Raw genomic sequence first — 14,480 nt, 5'->3', positions numbered from 1 at the left:
TATGATTACATTTTCGCCAAAACATTTAGAAAATAAGCAAAAGAGCTGAATCATTATAGATCCAGCTCTTTTTCAATTTCTTTTTTTGTCAGCATTTGATGCTTCACAGACATGATGCGCCCTTTTTCATCTAATATGTATGTCGTTGGGTATGAAAGCACCTGATATCTTGCTTGAATGCCTTTTTGGTCCAATAAAACAGGAAAGCTCACCTTTAATTCTTTTGTGAATGCTGCCACATGATCCACACTCTTTTCAGTGGTCGTTAAATTCACTGCTAGTACTTCAACTTGGTCATTTTCGCTCCTAATCGCGTCTAGATCCGGCATTTCCGTCCTGCACGGCTTACACCATGTCGCCCAGAAATTGACGAGCACCTTTTTCCCTCGGTAATCAGATAACGAGGCGGTTTTGCCATCAAGGGTTTTCAGTTCAAAATCAGGGGCTTGATCCCCTTTTTCAAGACCGATTGCGGGCTCTTTTGGCCCAAATAAATTCCACGCAAGTAAACCAATCAACACAAGTAAAACAGCGCTTGCCATTCCTTTTTTCCACATGATTGATCCTCCACTATTTTAAAAAAGAAGAGAAAGCTGTTGGATCGCCTTCTCTTCTTTGCTGTATTAGTTGCTTGCCAATTTTTCGCGAAGTACCATTTGAAGGATACCGCCATGACGATAGTAGTCAATTTCGACTTCACTGTCAAAGCGAACCACCACTTCAAACGTTTTCTCGTTTCCATCTGTGTCAATTGCTTTCACAGTGACGAGATCACGTGGACGAACTGTTTCGTCAACATGAACTTCAAATGTTTCTGTTCCTGTTAGACCATGAGTTTCTGCACTTTCTCCATCTTTAAACTGCAGAGGAAGTACGCCCATGAAGACAAGGTTACTTCTGTGGATACGCTCAAAGCTTTCAGCTAGAACAAATTTAATTCCAAGAAGGTTTGTTCCTTTAGCAGCCCAGTCACGTGAAGAACCCATTCCGTAATCTTTACCTGCTAAGATCGCAAGACCTGTTCCATCCTCTTTATAACGCATGCATGCATCATAAATCGATGTCACTTCACCAGTTGGCCAGTAAGTTGTATAACCGCCTTCTGTTCCTGGTGCAATTTGGTTCTTAATACGGATGTTTGCAAAAGTACCTCTCATCATGACATGGTGGTTACCACGGCGAGATCCATATGAGTTAAAGTCTCTAGGCGATACGCCTCTTTCTTGCAAGTATTTGCCCGCCGGTGTGTCCTTACCAATCGCTCCAGCAGGAGAAATATGGTCAGTTGTGACAGAGTCACCGAACTTCGCAACGACGCGCAAGCCTTTAAGCGGTTCAACTTTACCAGGTTCAACTGATAGGTTTTCAAAGAATGGCGGGTTATCAATGTATGTGGAATTTTCATCCCATTTATACAATGCATCATCCGTCGTTTTAATTTCATTCCAGCGGTCATTGTTGTCAAAAACAGTTTCATACTCTGAACGGAATAGCTCAGGTGTGACAGTGCTTTTAACGACGCTGTTGATTTCATCCATTGATGGCCAAATGTCATTGAAATAAACGTTCTCGCCATTTTTATCGACACCGATAGGATCTTTTGTTAAATCAATATTCACCGTACCAGCAAGTGCATAAGCCACAACTAATGGTGGAGATGCAAGGTAGTTCCCTTTCACAAGCGGATGAATACGACCTTCAAAGTTACGGTTACCTGATAAAACAGAAGTGATCAGCAGATCATTTTCAGAGACTGCATCTTCAATTTCTTTCTCAAGCGGTCCGGAGTTTCCGATACATGTTGTACAGCCATATCCAACAATGTTAAATCCAAGGTCTTTTAAATATGGAAGAAGTCCCGAATTCACAAGGTACCCTGTTACAACTTTAGAACCCGGTGCTAGTGACGTTTTGACGTAGTTTGGCACTTTCATACCGAGCTCACTTGCTTTCTTCGCAACAAGACCTGCTCCGATTAACACGTACGGGTTCGATGTATTCGTACAGCTCGTAATCGCTGCAATCGCAATCGCACCTGTCTTCATCACAGCTTTTTCACCGTTTGCAAGATCAAATTCGATTTGTTTATCAAGCTCTGATTTATCTAAGCCAAACCCTTGGTTACCAGCTGGGCTTTCGATGTGTTTATGGAACGTCTCTTTCATTTGAGAAAGTGGAATCAAATCTTGTGGACGTTTAGGACCAGATAAGTTTGATTCAATTTTAGAAAGATCAATTTCCACAACATCAGTAAAAATTGGTTCTTCTGCATCTGGCGTATAGAATAAGCCATTTGCACGAGAATATTCTTCAACGATATTAATTTGCTCTTCATCACGTCCAGTAAGGCGCAGGTAAGCAAGCGCTTCTTCATCTACTGGGAAGAATCCGCAAGTAGCACCGTATTCTGGCGCCATGTTCGCAATGGTTGCACGATCTGCTAACGGCAATTGTGCAACACCCGGTCCGAAGAACTCAACGAACTTGTTCACTACGCCTTTTTCACGAAGGACTTGTGTGACTTTTAATGCAAGGTCAGTTGCAGTTGTTCCATTTGGAAGCTCTCCAACTAATTTAGCACCAATCACTTCTGGTACTGGGAAGTATGAAGGCTGACCAAGCATACCAGCTTCCGCTTCGATACCGCCAACGCCCCATCCAAGTACACCGATACCGTTAATCATCGTTGTATGAGAGTCAGTTCCAACTAATGTATCTGGGTAAGTGATGATCTCGCCATCTTCTTCAATCGCATGAACAACACTTGCAAGATACTCTAAGTTCACTTGGTGAACAATTCCTGTTGCAGGCGGGACAGCTTGATAGTTATTAAACGCTTTCTTTGCCCAGCTAAGGAAGTTATAACGCTCTGCGTTACGTTCGAATTCTAAATCCATGTTAATGTTTAATGCATCTTCAGTTCCAGCTTTATCAACTTGTACTGAGTGGTCAATCACAAGGTCAACTGGAATTTCAGGGTTGATTTTATCCGGATCCCCGCCTACATCTGCCATTGCTTTTCTTAAAGAAGCAAGGTCAACGACGGCTGGTACACCCGTGAAGTCTTGTAAAATAACACGAGAAGGTTTAAACGGAACATCAATTTCTTTTACCTCGGCAGTTCCCCATTTTGCCAAGTTTTCAACGTGTTCCTTCTTGATCACTCTACCGTCTACTTGGCGAAGCACTGATTCTAAAAGTACCTTAATGGAATAAGGCAGCTTAGAAACATTTCCGATTCCTTGTTTCTCTAGTGCTTCTAACGAATAATAGTGATACGTTTTCCCATTTGTCGAAAACGTTTTTCTAGATTGAAAAGCGTCTTGTTTAGCGACTTGCTGCTGTTTCGACATGTCCAAAATCCCCCTTTTGATGATCAAGATCAATTTCAATTCTCAGAAAAATCGTCGTATTTCACCACAATTTTCTCACAATTTCATCTTAAAACAAATTCATACATAAGTAAATAACAATGCTTTTATTAAATTCAATAAGTTTAACTTATCATTAGGAAATGATTACTCTTCATAAACGAAGCGGGGCGGGCTCATACTACAAATGAGGTGATAGAACATGACAAAACGCAAAGCTAATCATGTCATTAATGGCATGAACGCAGCCAAAAGCCAGGGTAATGGCGCAGGCTATACGGAAGATGATCAGCTCGTTTTAACAGAAGAACAAAGGCAAAACAATAAAAAACGTAAAAAGAATCAATAAGAAGGAGCCAAACATCATGACGAATAAAAACACAGGGAAAGACATCCGTCAAAACTCTCCTAAGGAGCATCAAGGCGGTCAGCCTGAGCCGTTATCAGGCAGTAAAAAAGTGAAAAACCGCAACCATACAAGACAAAAGCACAATTCTCATCATGATATGTAATTATTCCCCTCTCATCCCGTGACCACACGGGATGTTTTAGGTCTTTCACACATTTACATTTTCATCATATGATTTATTATGAGATGTGATGGAGGAGTGTTTATGGAGAATGAAAAGCAATCGAATTCCTCTGATTTTATTGAAATAGATGATTGGCTCAATGTTTTAATGGATGATCCATTTGCCTGGTATGATGAACACCTCCCAATTGATCTTTATGAAACAAGCCGTGATTATATTATCGAAATCGATGTCTCCACCTTATCGATCACTGATGTAAAGCTGACCTTCGCTGGACATGAGCTGACGTTGACTTACACAGTACAGCATCCAAATGGTGAAGGCGAACAGCCAATTGAAAAAAGCGTGATGCTCCCTTTTTATTTAAACGACAAAGACATTGAAACAGATTATGAAAACCGAATCATATCGATAAAAATTAAAAAATGTTCCGACCATCCAAACGGTGCATTTTCCTTTCAAATCCCGCACTTCAAACATTAAGAGCCCACCTTTATATAGGTGGGCTCTCTTCCCGTTCGTTTCAAGTCAATACCTTTTGCGAACCACCATGGCCAAATAGTAGAGTCGCTATATGATAAAGTATTCTTTTTCTACTAATTGGTTTGGGTCATTCTAGTAAATGGGCGGCTATCAATGAAAAAGGGCGTTTATAGAGAAAATAGACATACATTTTTGTTATTTTCTTCTATCCTCTCTTCATGTAATATAAAATAGAGAGATAAGGGGTATAAGGAGTGAGAACATGTTAAGCGGCTGGTTTTTGTGGTTCATTTTATTTTGGGGTACAGTGATGATCGGATTACTCGCAATCGGTGGCTTTTTTATGTTTCGTAAATTTTTAAAACGATTGCCAAAGGAAGATGGGAAATCAGAGCTTGATTGGCAGGATGAATATATTCAAAAGAGCCTTCACCTATGGCGGGATGAGGACAAACAGCTGTTAAATGAACTCGTATTACCTGTTCCAGAGCTGTTTAGAGATGTTGCCAAAGAAAAAATAGCGGGTAAAATTGGTGAGCTGGCATTAAAAGAACAGGCTGCCAGCATTAATTTAGACTTAATCATTCGCGGCTACATTATGGCCACACCAAAGAGGGATCATAAGTTTTTACTGAAGCGCCTTCAAGAAAAAAACATTGATCACTCGCCATATGAATCGTTATTAAAATAACCTCCTTTAAAAAAGGAGGTTTAATTCATTTGGATCTGCTGCGGATCTAATTGTTTAGACAGCTTTCTAAACGATAAATACATGGCAACCCGCCAAGGCACGATCATGCCAAAGGCAAGAATCCAAAACATCCCGCTTAATGAACCATAATCAATAGAAGAGCTTAGGATGGTCTTCATCCCGATACGAAGGACAAGAAGTCCAATGAGAATGAACACAAATGCTTTCGACCGTTTTAAGTAGATGTCATTGCCTCTAATTTCAAACTTCGATGTTTTGATTAAAAATATAGAGAAAAACATCCCCACTGTGATCGCTTCTAGAAATTCAGCTCCAGTTACCCGAAACATAGGAACAAAAAACATCAATGCGCCAGTGCTCATGAAAATAGGAGGTAAAATAATTTTTTTCGCAGTTGCAGGTTTTGCAGATGACTTAATGCGAATAAACATGACGGCCACCGCCATACATACCGCAATTATAGAAGAGATCAAGATCATCATATCAAATCATTCCTTTATTCTTTAAGGTCAGCCTATGTATAATATACTCCAATTGACGAAAAAAAACCATTCGCCGCGACTGTAGAAAACGATTTCAAAAGCCTGTAAAGCCGCCAAACAATGATGAGAACATGATGATAATCCATGTTAGAAGATCAAAGAACAGCAAAATCCCTACCACAATCATAATGATTCCGCCAATTCGCATGATGAGCTGCTGACGTTTTCTGATCCACGCCATTTTCGTAATGAAAAAGGAGAGAATAAAAAACGGGACGGCAAATCCGAATACATACGCAATCATATACATGACAGCCGACTCAGGATTGTTACTCGCCAGTGTGATGACAGCGGATAAAATAGGTCCAGTACAAGGTGTCCATCCAGCGGCAAAGCCCATTCCGATGAGAATGGATCCAAAAAAACCAGCAGGACGGTTTTTGAACTGGATTCTCTTTTCGCCCATGAGGAAAGAGGGCTTAAATACGCCAAGAGTCATAAAACCAAAGAAAATAATGAGGATGGCTCCAATTTGACGAATCGCTTGATGATAATCATTAAAAAACTTCCCGACAAACGATGTCCCAAAGCCAATCGCAATAAATATAATAGAGAATCCAACTAAAAAGAATAATGTGTGAAGCAGACTTCTTCTTCTCAGCATCACCTTCTCAGATTTCACTTCATCTATACTAACGCCCGTAATATACGATAAGAACGCTGGATAAAGCGGCAGACAGCACGGTGAAATAAAAGAAAGAAATCCTGCTCCAAATGCTAAAAAGTAATTCAAATCTGTCAAAAGAACACCCCCTTCTTACAATATACAATAAGAGATGACAAAATCATTTCATTTTTTTTACATCACCTCAATAAAGATGGTCTATTCTCTTAAAACCTTATATAATTTAATTTGACATCAAGATAATGAATCCTTTAAATTTGAAAATAAACCTTAAAATGGATATAATAGAATCGATTCTTTTTATCAAGATTTGCATGAAAGGAACATGACTTTGGTAAAAACATCATTATTAACTCAAATCGAAGAAAAAAGAGAAGAGCTGATGAAAGTTGTCTTGCATAATGGGATGACATCAACAGTGACCATCGAACATAGCCAGCAGCTAGATCATCTCCTCTTACAATATCAACGACACTTACACTCAAACTCAGCCAACTAATCATACTTCATGATATCAAACATGCCGTACCATTTTTAGAACAGTTGATATGTGTGACCATAAACGAAACAAAAACCTCTGACATAGGGGTTTTTTGTTTTTCACATGCTCTTGACGCCATAATAAAAACCACCTTCCCTGCTTCATTCATGCAAGTACAGTGGTTTTAAGCGTCTGATGAAGGTGAATTGAATAAAGAAAGGACAACGCTTGTCCATTCTTTAAAACCATGTTCCATCTATGATCATAATATCGTACGTATTATTTCGCTTGGTTGTTCATGGCTTTCATCATTTGATTGATTTTCTTCTGGGACGGTTTCATGCCCATTTGCATCATCATCATTCGAAGCATTTGTTCATTAATCGGTGGATTCTTTTTCAAATAGCTCATCATATACTTACGAGCAATAAAGAATCCGAGTGCAACTCCTGCAAGCAGTGCAACAACGCCTACAAGGATGACAACCCATAAATCCATAATTCTTCCTCCTTCATGTTGTCTCGTATAAAGTGTACTAAACAAAAGGCTATTATACAACATTTCACGTTCAATTTTATTTTTTTAAACAAAATTCCTCACTTTTACTGGATTGAGCCATCCGTGTTTCTTTGAACTAAAGTCCATCGCAAGAAAACAAGGGCTGATTTTTCTCAGCACTTCAAAAAACACCGCTTCTGCCTCATAACTGCCAGTGGCAGACATTTGAATATACCGGTCTTTAATAATAAATGCTGCAGTTCCTTTTCCATCTGGTAAAGAAGCGCTGTAAATCGAGCCTATTTGTGTATAGTGAATGTTCGTTAAGTTATTCATTAGACGCTGGTGCATATGAAAAGCAGGGATACGTTTCGTCACATAATCCACTTGCTTCACAAGCATAACCAACTCATCGTCAGTGCGGTTCGTCCAATGTAACGACTCAAACAAATGAAACAAAATCGATTCTCTGCCAAAATAGTGATGCGCAAATTCATCCTCAATCCAATAAATATAATAATGACGTTCCATGTCTATCCCTTCCTTTCACATTTCGTCAATCTCGTTTATTGCTTGTATTATACAAAAATGTGAAAGAAAGAATTGTCTATATATGAAGCAAGAAGAAACTAGTTTTGTCAAAAAAACAAGAAAAAAGAAAAAAGTTTGCAGAGCGGATGAAAATGCTCTGCAAACAGATAGCAAAAAAGCATGATGCTTGGAGTTCGTTTATTTATTCAGCTTCGCTTTCACACGGCTGACTACATTGCTGACAGTAAAGCCGTATTTCTCGATAATGGTTTCACCTGGAGCAGAAGCACCAAATTTATCAATTGCAATTATGTCACCATCAAGGCCAGTGTAACGCTCCCAGCCAAGTGAAGCACCCATTTCAATCGCAATACGTGCACGCACTGCTTTAGGAAGAACGGATTCTTTGTATTCGTCTGACTGCTGATCGAAGCGATCCCATGCAGGAAGGCTGACAACAGATGCGCGGATACCTTCTTTTTCAAGTGCCTTTTGTGCTTCAATGGCTAAACCAACCTCAGATCCTGAAGCGAGTAGAAGTGCTTCTGGCTGTGCATCAGCTGCTTCAACTACAACGTATCCACCTTTTTCTACTCCCTCATATGCCTTCTCTGGTGCCTGGTCAATCGTTGGAAGGTTTTGACGAGTAAGAACTAGTGCTGTCGGTTTATCCGTTGAAGATACAGCTAGTTTCCACGCTGCAGCTGTTTCATTTCCATCTGCTGGGCGGATAACGGAAAGGTTAGGCATCGCACGCAGTGAAGCAAGCTGTTCAACCGGTTCATGCGTCGGGCCATCTTCACCAACAGCGATACTATCATGAGTAAAGACGTAAGTGACTGGAAGTCCCATTAAGGCAGCAAGACGAATCGCTGGTCTTAAGTAATCTGAGAAAACAAAGAACGTTCCGCCGAATACACGAAGACCGCCGTGAAGTGCCATACCATTGAGCGCTGCACCCATTGCAAACTCTCTGACACCGAACCAAATGTTTTTGCCGGCATAATTATTTTTACCGAAATCATCTGTGTTTTTAATCGTTGTTTTATTTGATCCAGCAAGGTCAGCAGACCCGCCAATAAAGAAAGGTACTTGCTTTGCAATGCCATTTAACACTTCACCTGAAGATGCGCGGGAGGCAAGGCTTGAACCTGCTTCATAAACAGGAACCTCTTGATCCCAATTTTCAGGAAGCTTTCCTTCAATCGCAAGCTTCAGCTGTGCTGCCAGCTCTGGATATTCTTTTTCGTATTGCGCAAACAATTCATTCCACGCTGCTTCTTTTTTCTGTCCAGCGTCTTTGACAGCTTCTTTGAAATGATCGTACACTTCAGAAGGTACATGGAAATCTTCTTCAAACGTCCAAGAGTAAGCTTCCTTCGTCAGCTTTGCTTCCTCACTGCCAAGCGGTGCACCATGCACACCAGACGTTCCCGCACGGTTTGGCGATCCGAAACCGATCGTTGTTTTCACTTCGATTAATGTAGGTCTGTCTGTGCTTTGCTTCGCCTTTTCAATAGCAGCTGTTACTTCTTCGATGTTGTTGCCGTCTTTCACGTAAAGAACTTCCCAGTTCATCGCTTCAAAACGATTCTTCACATTTTCAGAGAATGAACGATCTAAGTCGCCATCTAAAGAAATGTCATTTGAATCGTAAAGAACGATTAAACGGCCTAAGCCTAAATGACCAGCAAGTGAAGCTGCTTCAGAGGAAATTCCCTCCATTAAGTCTCCATCTCCGCAAATGCTGTATGTATAGTGGTCTACAACATGAAAGTTGTCTTTGTTATACGTTTCCGCAAGATGTCTTTCTGCAAGTGCCATTCCTACTGCCATAGCAATTCCCTGGCCTAGTGGACCCGTTGTCGCGTCTACGCCTTCTGTGTGTCCAAATTCAGGATGTCCAGGTGTTTTGCTTCCCCATTGGCGGAATTGTTTTAAATCATCAATGCTCAGATTGTATCCGCTTAAATGAAGCATGCTGTATAGAAGCATAGAACCATGGCCCGCAGATAAAACAAAGCGGTCTCTGTTAAACCAATTTGGATTTTGCGGACTTACGTTTAAGTGATTCGTCCATAAAGCGTACGCCATTGGTGCAGCACCCATCGGCATTCCTGGGTGACCGGAATTCGCTTTTTCAATTGCGTCTATGGAGAGAGTACGTATTGTTGCAATAGATTTCAATTCAATCGTTTCCATATAAATCCCCTTCCGTATCTTGTGTACACCATTATCATAAATCTACTGTCCTTTTTTCACAACTATTTCACGCTGAAAAAGAAGGATTTTGTCACATTTAGTTTATCGATCACCTAAAAAGTTATGCAAATATGAAAAAAGACGAGAATATTCTTCCCATCTTTTCAAAATTCAAGAAATCACAGCCTTAATGAAGGTTCTGATCTTTTTCTCTTTTTAATTTTTCTGGTGTAACATCGTTTCCTTCAGGGTCAACGATTTTAACAGTTTTAAGTGTATTTTTCATAGAAGAACGAAAAGCTTTCAAATACTCTTCTCTCAACTGCTTTTGTTCTGTTTTTTCAGCATCTGATAAACCGGTCTCTTTCGACTTTTTTGAAAGCTCATTTATTCTTGCAAGCTGTTCTTTAGAAATCATGACAAACTCCTTTAAAGCATTTTCTCTACATACTACTAAATATCAATCATTTTGACAACAAATCACGCTTTAGGTGGTAAAGCCTTTTTCATATTCTTGATACCTTCTATGCACCGTTGCTTTTGAAATGTCAAAACCTAATGCCTGAAGAGTTGCGGCAATTTCGGCGAACGTCATGTTATTTTTTCTTAATCGAACAATTTCTGAAATCGGCACTTCAATACGCTCACGGCCAGGTGCATGGTTCTGCTGTCTTAAATTCAGTTCAGGCTGATATCCGCGCTCAACAGCCCTTTTCATCCCCCGCTTGATTTTCAGGTTATGAATTTTCCGTTGGTACTCTTCGACGACTCCTACAATCTCGATGACCATTTCATCTGCTTCTGAAAGCTCAAGCTCTCCTCTATGAAACACGCTGTATACCTTTACGTTCTCTTTAAATAGACAATGAAGAAGCGCAATTTTTGCTTGTCCTCTTCCAAGACGTGTTTCATCTTGGATAAGAACAGCATCGATCGACTCTTCCTTCAGTGCAGCAAGCATTTCAAACACGCCATCACGATCTAGCTCATATCCACTTGCTTTTTCTTTGATGACTTTGACCACATTCATCTTGTGCATGGCAGCTAAAGCCAGCAGTTCTTCTTCTTGTCTTTTCAGCGAGGTTTCCTGCTCTTCTTTCACAGTGCTTACTCTCGCATAAATGATTGCGTTCATGTCTTCAATCGACCTTTCTACTGTACTGTTGCAAGCTGATATACGACTGGATGCTCTTTTTTCACGGGTATGACAAGAATGTCTCCAGGCTGGATTTCTGTTGAAGCAAGATCATTGTGTTCTGTTACCCAGTCAATAAATGCATTTTTGTCGATTGATTTGCTGTCATTTACTTGATCAGCTAACCCCCACAGAGTATCTCCTGATTGAACCTCTATTTTAACATATTGATTTGAATCATTATGGCTTGTGACTGCAATAAGTGAGAGAAAAATGCCAACGATGAATGAGAATACCCCAATAAAAATAATAGATTCTTTTAACCTCATAATGTCATCTCTCCTAATAGAATATGTGTTCGCTCTTTCTGTCTCTCATTATAAATACGAACAAACGTTTCTGTCAAACGTTTTTTCGAACCTATGTTTGTACTGTTAGGAAAAACATGCTATAATTTCTTTAAAATTGACGTTTTGAGGTGCAAAAGATGACGAAGCTATCAAAAAGACAACTCGATATCCTGAAATTCATCAAAGATGAAGTAAAAAGCAAGGGTTATCCCCCATCCGTCCGTGAAATTGGAGAAGCTGTCGGTCTAGCATCCAGTTCAACGGTCCATGGACATTTAGCTAGACTAGAAACAAAGGGTTTAATTAGAAGAGACCCGACAAAACCTAGAGCGATCGAAGTACTAGATGAAGAGGAAATGAATATTCCAAAGAGTGCTGTAATGAACGTTCCAGTCATCGGAAAAGTAACGGCAGGCCTTCCTATCACAGCTGTTGAGAATGTAGAAGAATACTTCCCTCTTCCAGAGACATTTGCTGCACCAGACGAACAAGTGTTTATGCTTGAAATTATGGGAGAAAGTATGATTGATGCAGGTATTTTGGACAAGGACTATGTCATTGTGCGTCAGCAAAGCACTGCTAACAATGGAGATATTGTGGTCGCCATGACAGAGGAAGATGAAGCGACAGTGAAACGTTTTTATAAAGAAGATACACACTTTAGATTACAGCCAGAAAATCCATCAATGGAACCGATTATTTTACAGAATGTGAGTATACTAGGTAAAGTGATTGGCGTTTTTCGAAATATTCATTAAAAAAAGCCGGTATTCATCAGCTGCTGATGAGAACCGGCTTTTTCTTATGCACAAGAATAGGCAAGAATACTTGAGCTTGGGAAGGAACCAAATGTAAAGTTCGGCCATATAAATCCAGTTGTTCGGCCAAAAGGCTGTGAGGAAAGAACGAACATTAAAAATACTTGGCCGTTTCTCAAAAGCACAATCGTCCATCTTCTATTACATCCCGCTGCAAATTGTACAGCTTGATGGCCTCCCCCTGCACCATGCCCAAATAGAAATGACTGCATACTTTGAGGCTGAGAGAGTGCTTGCTGATACTGGGAAATGATATGCTGCGGCGGTGCTGGCGGTGCTGAGTGTCCGCCTGAACCTTGCCCTGGTAAAGTACCTCCTCCTCCGATTGGAAACCCAGGAAACCCTCCACCTGAAGGAATACCAATAGATGGAAATCCTTGTATCTGCCTATCATATGAGTACCCATTCCACACACCTTCATACGGATGATACATAATAAACACCACTTTCCTTAGACATTCATCACGACAGTATATGTCATAAATAAAAAAGAGTGTTAAACGTCTAAATAGAAATTTTTCCAAAAGACGTTTCGTTCTTCTTTAGAACGGTTAAATAATGATTAAGAAGAAAAATAAAAAAAATGAAAACTTTTTGTCTCCCTCAAACGTTATATAATTAGAAACAAAAGAAATAAAAAAACATTTAGATTTAATACTTGTAATATCGCTGTAATTATTGTAACATTTGTAACATAAGAAGTTTTCATTGAGAAAAGGAGGCAATCGCCTTGAAAAAATTATTTGTTTTATTAACTGCTATTATGCTTATGATCTCATTACAAACAACAACATTGGCCGCTTCCAAGAAATCAGCCTCTTTGACAAATAAAGAAGCGTTACATATTGCCCTTGATGCAAGAGAACATTTTTGGAGTGCAATGTCAGGCTACAAAATTAAAGACCACTCTAATGTCAAATTAAAATCATTTACCTATAAAGATATGACGTACAACTATCTTTCTAAAACATTTGATACAAAGAAAAAATTAAACAGCTACCTATCTCAAGTTTTCACTCCAGATGCCATCAAACATGGTTTAAAAGATTATCAGTTCATTGTTCATAAAGGCAAAATGGCTGTTCCAGTCGGTGATGGAGACAACATGCTCAATTGGGAAAAAGCCACACCTAAACTTGTTTCTAAAAAACAAACGGTCCGCACATATGAATTTACTGTCCCAACACTTGATGGACGCAAAGTAAAACGAACTGTTACGTACGAAAAAGTACAAAAAAATTGGAAAGTCACACAAATTGACGCTGTCATCTAAATAAAAAACCAGGCCTTTCATCGGCCTGGTTTTTAAAATTCAGTCATTCGGTCCAGCGCGTGAGCAAGTGATGATGCCGTGCGAAATTCATTAAAAGGAAGCCCGAGCTGCACTGCTGTTTGGGCAATTTCTGGTCTAATCCCTGAAATGGTCGTCTCTACTCCAATTAACCGAAGTGACGTGACAAGATCAAAGATTTGATGAGCCACCATTGTATCAATCATGACCACACCCGATAGATCAATACATAAATGCTGAACACCTTTTTGCGAGCACTGATTTAGCGTATTTTCTAAAATAATCTTTGCTCTCGCTGTGTCAATGTCACCTACTAAAGGCAATAACGCAATCTGGCTTTTTAAGACAATTACCGGTGAGCTCAATTCGTAAATCATATCTCTTTGAGCCACGAGTTTTTCGGTTGTATTTTTCACATATTGCTGGATAAACACATGGATTGAAATATTAAACGCTTCGGAAATTAAATCATACCAATAAAAGATGCGGTCAATATCAATTTCATCTTGACGCTGTTTGATAAATTCTTTTAAGTAATGCAGAACCACTCTTTGATTGGACATGTATTCTCTCACGACATAATCTAATGGTGTATTTAAATGCTTTGGGTCACTGGCTAAATCCTCAGACCATTTTTTAAATTCAGTATGTAAATACGTCTTATCTTCAATAATAGCTCGTATAAAATGCTGGTAATAATCTTGATTCTGCCGTTTTAGCTCTGCTATGATGCTGGAATCTGTTGAACGATATATGGATTCTGGATCATCGTCCTCAATTGATTCATACCATGTTTCAGTCAGCTTCTCTGCATGCTGCATAAAAAAATCGTATAATGCACGGTTCTTATCCATAAGCAAATGTCCCTTCACATTTTCTTCTTGTCAGTCTTTGTACCTTATAGATTG

Annotated in this window: 19 protein-coding genes; 7 read left to right on the top strand and 12 right to left on the bottom strand. The window is 39.6% G+C overall.

Going from position 1 to position 14,480, the window contains the following annotated elements; genetic code table 11:
• Positions 1 to 53: 53 nt before the first annotated feature.
• Together NSQ76_RS09350 and acnA are read right to left on the bottom strand one after the other, a co-directional pair.
• Positions 54 to 557 (bottom strand): TlpA family protein disulfide reductase, encoded by a 504-nt coding sequence (locus NSQ76_RS09350; protein ID WP_024425141.1) that lies wholly within the window; start codon positions 555 to 557, stop codon positions 54 to 56.
• Between the two features lie 66 nt (positions 558 to 623).
• Positions 624 to 3,353, bottom strand: coding sequence for an aconitate hydratase AcnA (gene acnA / locus NSQ76_RS09345; protein ID WP_024427088.1), 2,730 nt, complete (start codon positions 3,351 to 3,353; stop codon positions 624 to 626).
• A 220-nt stretch (positions 3,354 to 3,573) separates the two neighbouring features.
• On the opposite strand from acnA, the gene sspO reads away from it, so the two are divergent.
• From sspO to NSQ76_RS09325, 4 genes are all read left to right on the top strand, one after another.
• On the top strand, positions 3,574 to 3,720 hold the full coding sequence (gene sspO, locus NSQ76_RS09340; protein WP_034283440.1) for a small acid-soluble spore protein O: 147 nt from the start codon (positions 3,574 to 3,576) through the stop codon (positions 3,718 to 3,720).
• Between the two features lie 16 nt (positions 3,721 to 3,736).
• Complete coding sequence (locus NSQ76_RS09335) at positions 3,737 to 3,883, top strand: small acid-soluble spore protein P (protein WP_003211331.1); 147 nt, start codon at positions 3,737 to 3,739, stop codon at positions 3,881 to 3,883.
• A 102-nt stretch (positions 3,884 to 3,985) separates the two neighbouring features.
• Positions 3,986 to 4,387 carry an Hsp20/alpha crystallin family protein gene (locus NSQ76_RS09330; RefSeq protein WP_024425138.1) on the top strand — a complete coding sequence of 134 codons (402 nt, stop codon included), beginning with the start codon at positions 3,986 to 3,988 and terminating at the stop codon, positions 4,385 to 4,387.
• 262 nt (positions 4,388 to 4,649) lie between these two features.
• The gene (locus NSQ76_RS09325; protein ID WP_024427086.1) at positions 4,650 to 5,078 is read left to right on the top strand and encodes a DUF2621 domain-containing protein; all 429 of its coding nucleotides are present in this window, start codon (positions 4,650 to 4,652) and stop codon (positions 5,076 to 5,078) included.
• A gap of 20 nt (positions 5,079 to 5,098) precedes the next feature.
• Here the strand turns inward: NSQ76_RS09325 and NSQ76_RS09320 are convergent, their stop codons facing one another.
• Positions 5,099 to 5,581: a CcdC family protein gene (locus NSQ76_RS09320; RefSeq protein ID WP_024425136.1), complete on the bottom strand. Its 483-nt coding sequence runs from the start codon at positions 5,579 to 5,581 to the stop codon at positions 5,099 to 5,101.
• A 94-nt stretch (positions 5,582 to 5,675) separates the two neighbouring features.
• Positions 5,676 to 6,383: a cytochrome c biogenesis CcdA family protein gene (locus NSQ76_RS09315; RefSeq protein ID WP_034283434.1), complete on the bottom strand. Its 708-nt coding sequence runs from the start codon at positions 6,381 to 6,383 to the stop codon at positions 5,676 to 5,678.
• Between the two features lie 208 nt (positions 6,384 to 6,591).
• Here NSQ76_RS09315 and NSQ76_RS09310 point away from each other — a divergent pair, with 208 nt between their 5' ends.
• Entirely contained in the window at positions 6,592 to 6,765 is a 174-nt protein-coding gene (locus NSQ76_RS09310) for an aspartyl-phosphate phosphatase Spo0E family protein (RefSeq protein WP_369810454.1), read from the top strand.
• A gap of 261 nt (positions 6,766 to 7,026) precedes the next feature.
• Here the strand turns inward: NSQ76_RS09310 and NSQ76_RS09305 are convergent, their stop codons facing one another.
• The 6 genes from NSQ76_RS09305 to yneA all read right to left on the bottom strand — a co-directional run bounded on the left by NSQ76_RS09305 (position 7,027) and on the right by yneA (position 11,442).
• Positions 7,027 to 7,245, bottom strand: a complete 219-nt coding sequence (locus NSQ76_RS09305) for a YneF family protein (protein ID WP_003212379.1) — start codon at positions 7,243 to 7,245, stop codon at positions 7,027 to 7,029.
• A gap of 84 nt (positions 7,246 to 7,329) precedes the next feature.
• Positions 7,330 to 7,776, bottom strand: a complete 447-nt coding sequence (sirA, locus tag NSQ76_RS09300; protein WP_024425134.1) for a sporulation inhibitor of replication protein SirA — start codon at positions 7,774 to 7,776, stop codon at positions 7,330 to 7,332.
• 198 nt (positions 7,777 to 7,974) lie between these two features.
• Entirely contained in the window at positions 7,975 to 9,978 is a 2,004-nt protein-coding gene (tkt, locus tag NSQ76_RS09295) for a transketolase (RefSeq protein WP_125587374.1), read from the bottom strand.
• A 187-nt stretch (positions 9,979 to 10,165) separates the two neighbouring features.
• A complete protein-coding gene (locus tag NSQ76_RS09290) occupies positions 10,166 to 10,396 on the bottom strand; it encodes a DUF896 domain-containing protein (RefSeq protein WP_024425132.1) in 231 nt (76 codons plus the stop codon).
• 69 nt (positions 10,397 to 10,465) lie between these two features.
• A complete protein-coding gene (locus NSQ76_RS09285) occupies positions 10,466 to 11,113 on the bottom strand; it encodes a YneB family resolvase-like protein (RefSeq protein WP_025093247.1) in 648 nt (215 codons plus the stop codon).
• Between the two features lie 17 nt (positions 11,114 to 11,130).
• Positions 11,131 to 11,442 carry a cell division suppressor protein YneA gene (gene yneA / locus NSQ76_RS09280; RefSeq protein WP_024425130.1) on the bottom strand — a complete coding sequence of 104 codons (312 nt, stop codon included), beginning with the start codon at positions 11,440 to 11,442 and terminating at the stop codon, positions 11,131 to 11,133.
• Between the two features lie 158 nt (positions 11,443 to 11,600).
• On the opposite strand from yneA, the gene lexA reads away from it, so the two are divergent.
• On the top strand, positions 11,601 to 12,221 hold the full coding sequence (gene lexA / locus NSQ76_RS09275) for a transcriptional repressor LexA (RefSeq protein ID WP_024425129.1): 621 nt from the start codon (positions 11,601 to 11,603) through the stop codon (positions 12,219 to 12,221).
• Positions 12,222 to 12,265: 44 nt separating this feature from the next.
• Here lexA and NSQ76_RS09270 read toward each other — a convergent pair whose 3' ends face one another.
• Positions 12,266 to 12,715 carry a hypothetical protein gene (locus NSQ76_RS09270; protein WP_341053460.1) on the bottom strand — a complete coding sequence of 150 codons (450 nt, stop codon included), beginning with the start codon at positions 12,713 to 12,715 and terminating at the stop codon, positions 12,266 to 12,268.
• Positions 12,716 to 13,011: 296 nt separating this feature from the next.
• Here NSQ76_RS09270 and NSQ76_RS09265 point away from each other — a divergent pair, with 296 nt between their 5' ends.
• Positions 13,012 to 13,554, top strand: a complete 543-nt coding sequence (locus NSQ76_RS09265; protein WP_341053458.1) for an IseA DL-endopeptidase inhibitor family protein — start codon at positions 13,012 to 13,014, stop codon at positions 13,552 to 13,554.
• Positions 13,555 to 13,586: 32 nt separating this feature from the next.
• On the opposite strand, the gene NSQ76_RS09260 is transcribed toward NSQ76_RS09265, so the two are convergent.
• Positions 13,587 to 14,426 (bottom strand): STAS domain-containing protein, encoded by an 840-nt coding sequence (locus NSQ76_RS09260; RefSeq protein WP_341053457.1) that lies wholly within the window; start codon positions 14,424 to 14,426, stop codon positions 13,587 to 13,589.
• Between the last annotated feature and the right edge of the window lie 54 nt (positions 14,427 to 14,480).

The sequence above is a fragment of the Bacillus sp. FSL M8-0256 genome (assembly GCF_038005765.1).
GTDB lineage: Bacteria > Bacillota > Bacilli > Bacillales > Bacillaceae > Bacillus > Bacillus safensis.
This window is presented reverse-complemented; position numbering and strand designations above follow the sequence as displayed.

Coding starts and splice junctions, on each gene's coding strand:
- NSQ76_RS09350 (WP_024425141.1), bottom strand. CDS start 557: ATGTGGAAAAAAGGAATGGCAAGCGCTGTTTTACTTGTGTTGATTGGT.
- acnA (WP_024427088.1), bottom strand. CDS start 3,353: ATGTCGAAACAGCAGCAAGTCGCTAAACAAGACGCTTTTCAATCTAGA.
- sspO (WP_034283440.1), top strand. CDS start 3,574: ATGACAAAACGCAAAGCTAATCATGTCATTAATGGCATGAACGCAGCC.
- NSQ76_RS09335 (WP_003211331.1), top strand. CDS start 3,737: ATGACGAATAAAAACACAGGGAAAGACATCCGTCAAAACTCTCCTAAG.
- NSQ76_RS09330 (WP_024425138.1), top strand. CDS start 3,986: ATGGAGAATGAAAAGCAATCGAATTCCTCTGATTTTATTGAAATAGAT.
- NSQ76_RS09325 (WP_024427086.1), top strand. CDS start 4,650: ATGTTAAGCGGCTGGTTTTTGTGGTTCATTTTATTTTGGGGTACAGTG.
- NSQ76_RS09320 (WP_024425136.1), bottom strand. CDS start 5,581: ATGATGATCTTGATCTCTTCTATAATTGCGGTATGTATGGCGGTGGCC.
- NSQ76_RS09310 (WP_369810454.1), top strand. CDS start 6,592: ATGACTTTGGTAAAAACATCATTATTAACTCAAATCGAAGAAAAAAGA.
- NSQ76_RS09305 (WP_003212379.1), bottom strand. CDS start 7,245: ATGGATTTATGGGTTGTCATCCTTGTAGGCGTTGTTGCACTGCTTGCA.
- sirA (WP_024425134.1), bottom strand. CDS start 7,776: ATGGAACGTCATTATTATATTTATTGGATTGAGGATGAATTTGCGCAT.
- tkt (WP_125587374.1), bottom strand. CDS start 9,978: ATGGAAACGATTGAATTGAAATCTATTGCAACAATACGTACTCTCTCC.
- NSQ76_RS09290 (WP_024425132.1), bottom strand. CDS start 10,396: ATGATTTCTAAAGAACAGCTTGCAAGAATAAATGAGCTTTCAAAAAAG.
- NSQ76_RS09285 (WP_025093247.1), bottom strand. CDS start 11,113: ATGAACGCAATCATTTATGCGAGAGTAAGCACTGTGAAAGAAGAGCAG.
- yneA (WP_024425130.1), bottom strand. CDS start 11,442: ATGAGGTTAAAAGAATCTATTATTTTTATTGGGGTATTCTCATTCATC.
- lexA (WP_024425129.1), top strand. CDS start 11,601: ATGACGAAGCTATCAAAAAGACAACTCGATATCCTGAAATTCATCAAA.
- NSQ76_RS09270 (WP_341053460.1), bottom strand. CDS start 12,715: ATGTATCATCCGTATGAAGGTGTGTGGAATGGGTACTCATATGATAGG.
- NSQ76_RS09260 (WP_341053457.1), bottom strand. CDS start 14,426: ATGGATAAGAACCGTGCATTATACGATTTTTTTATGCAGCATGCAGAG.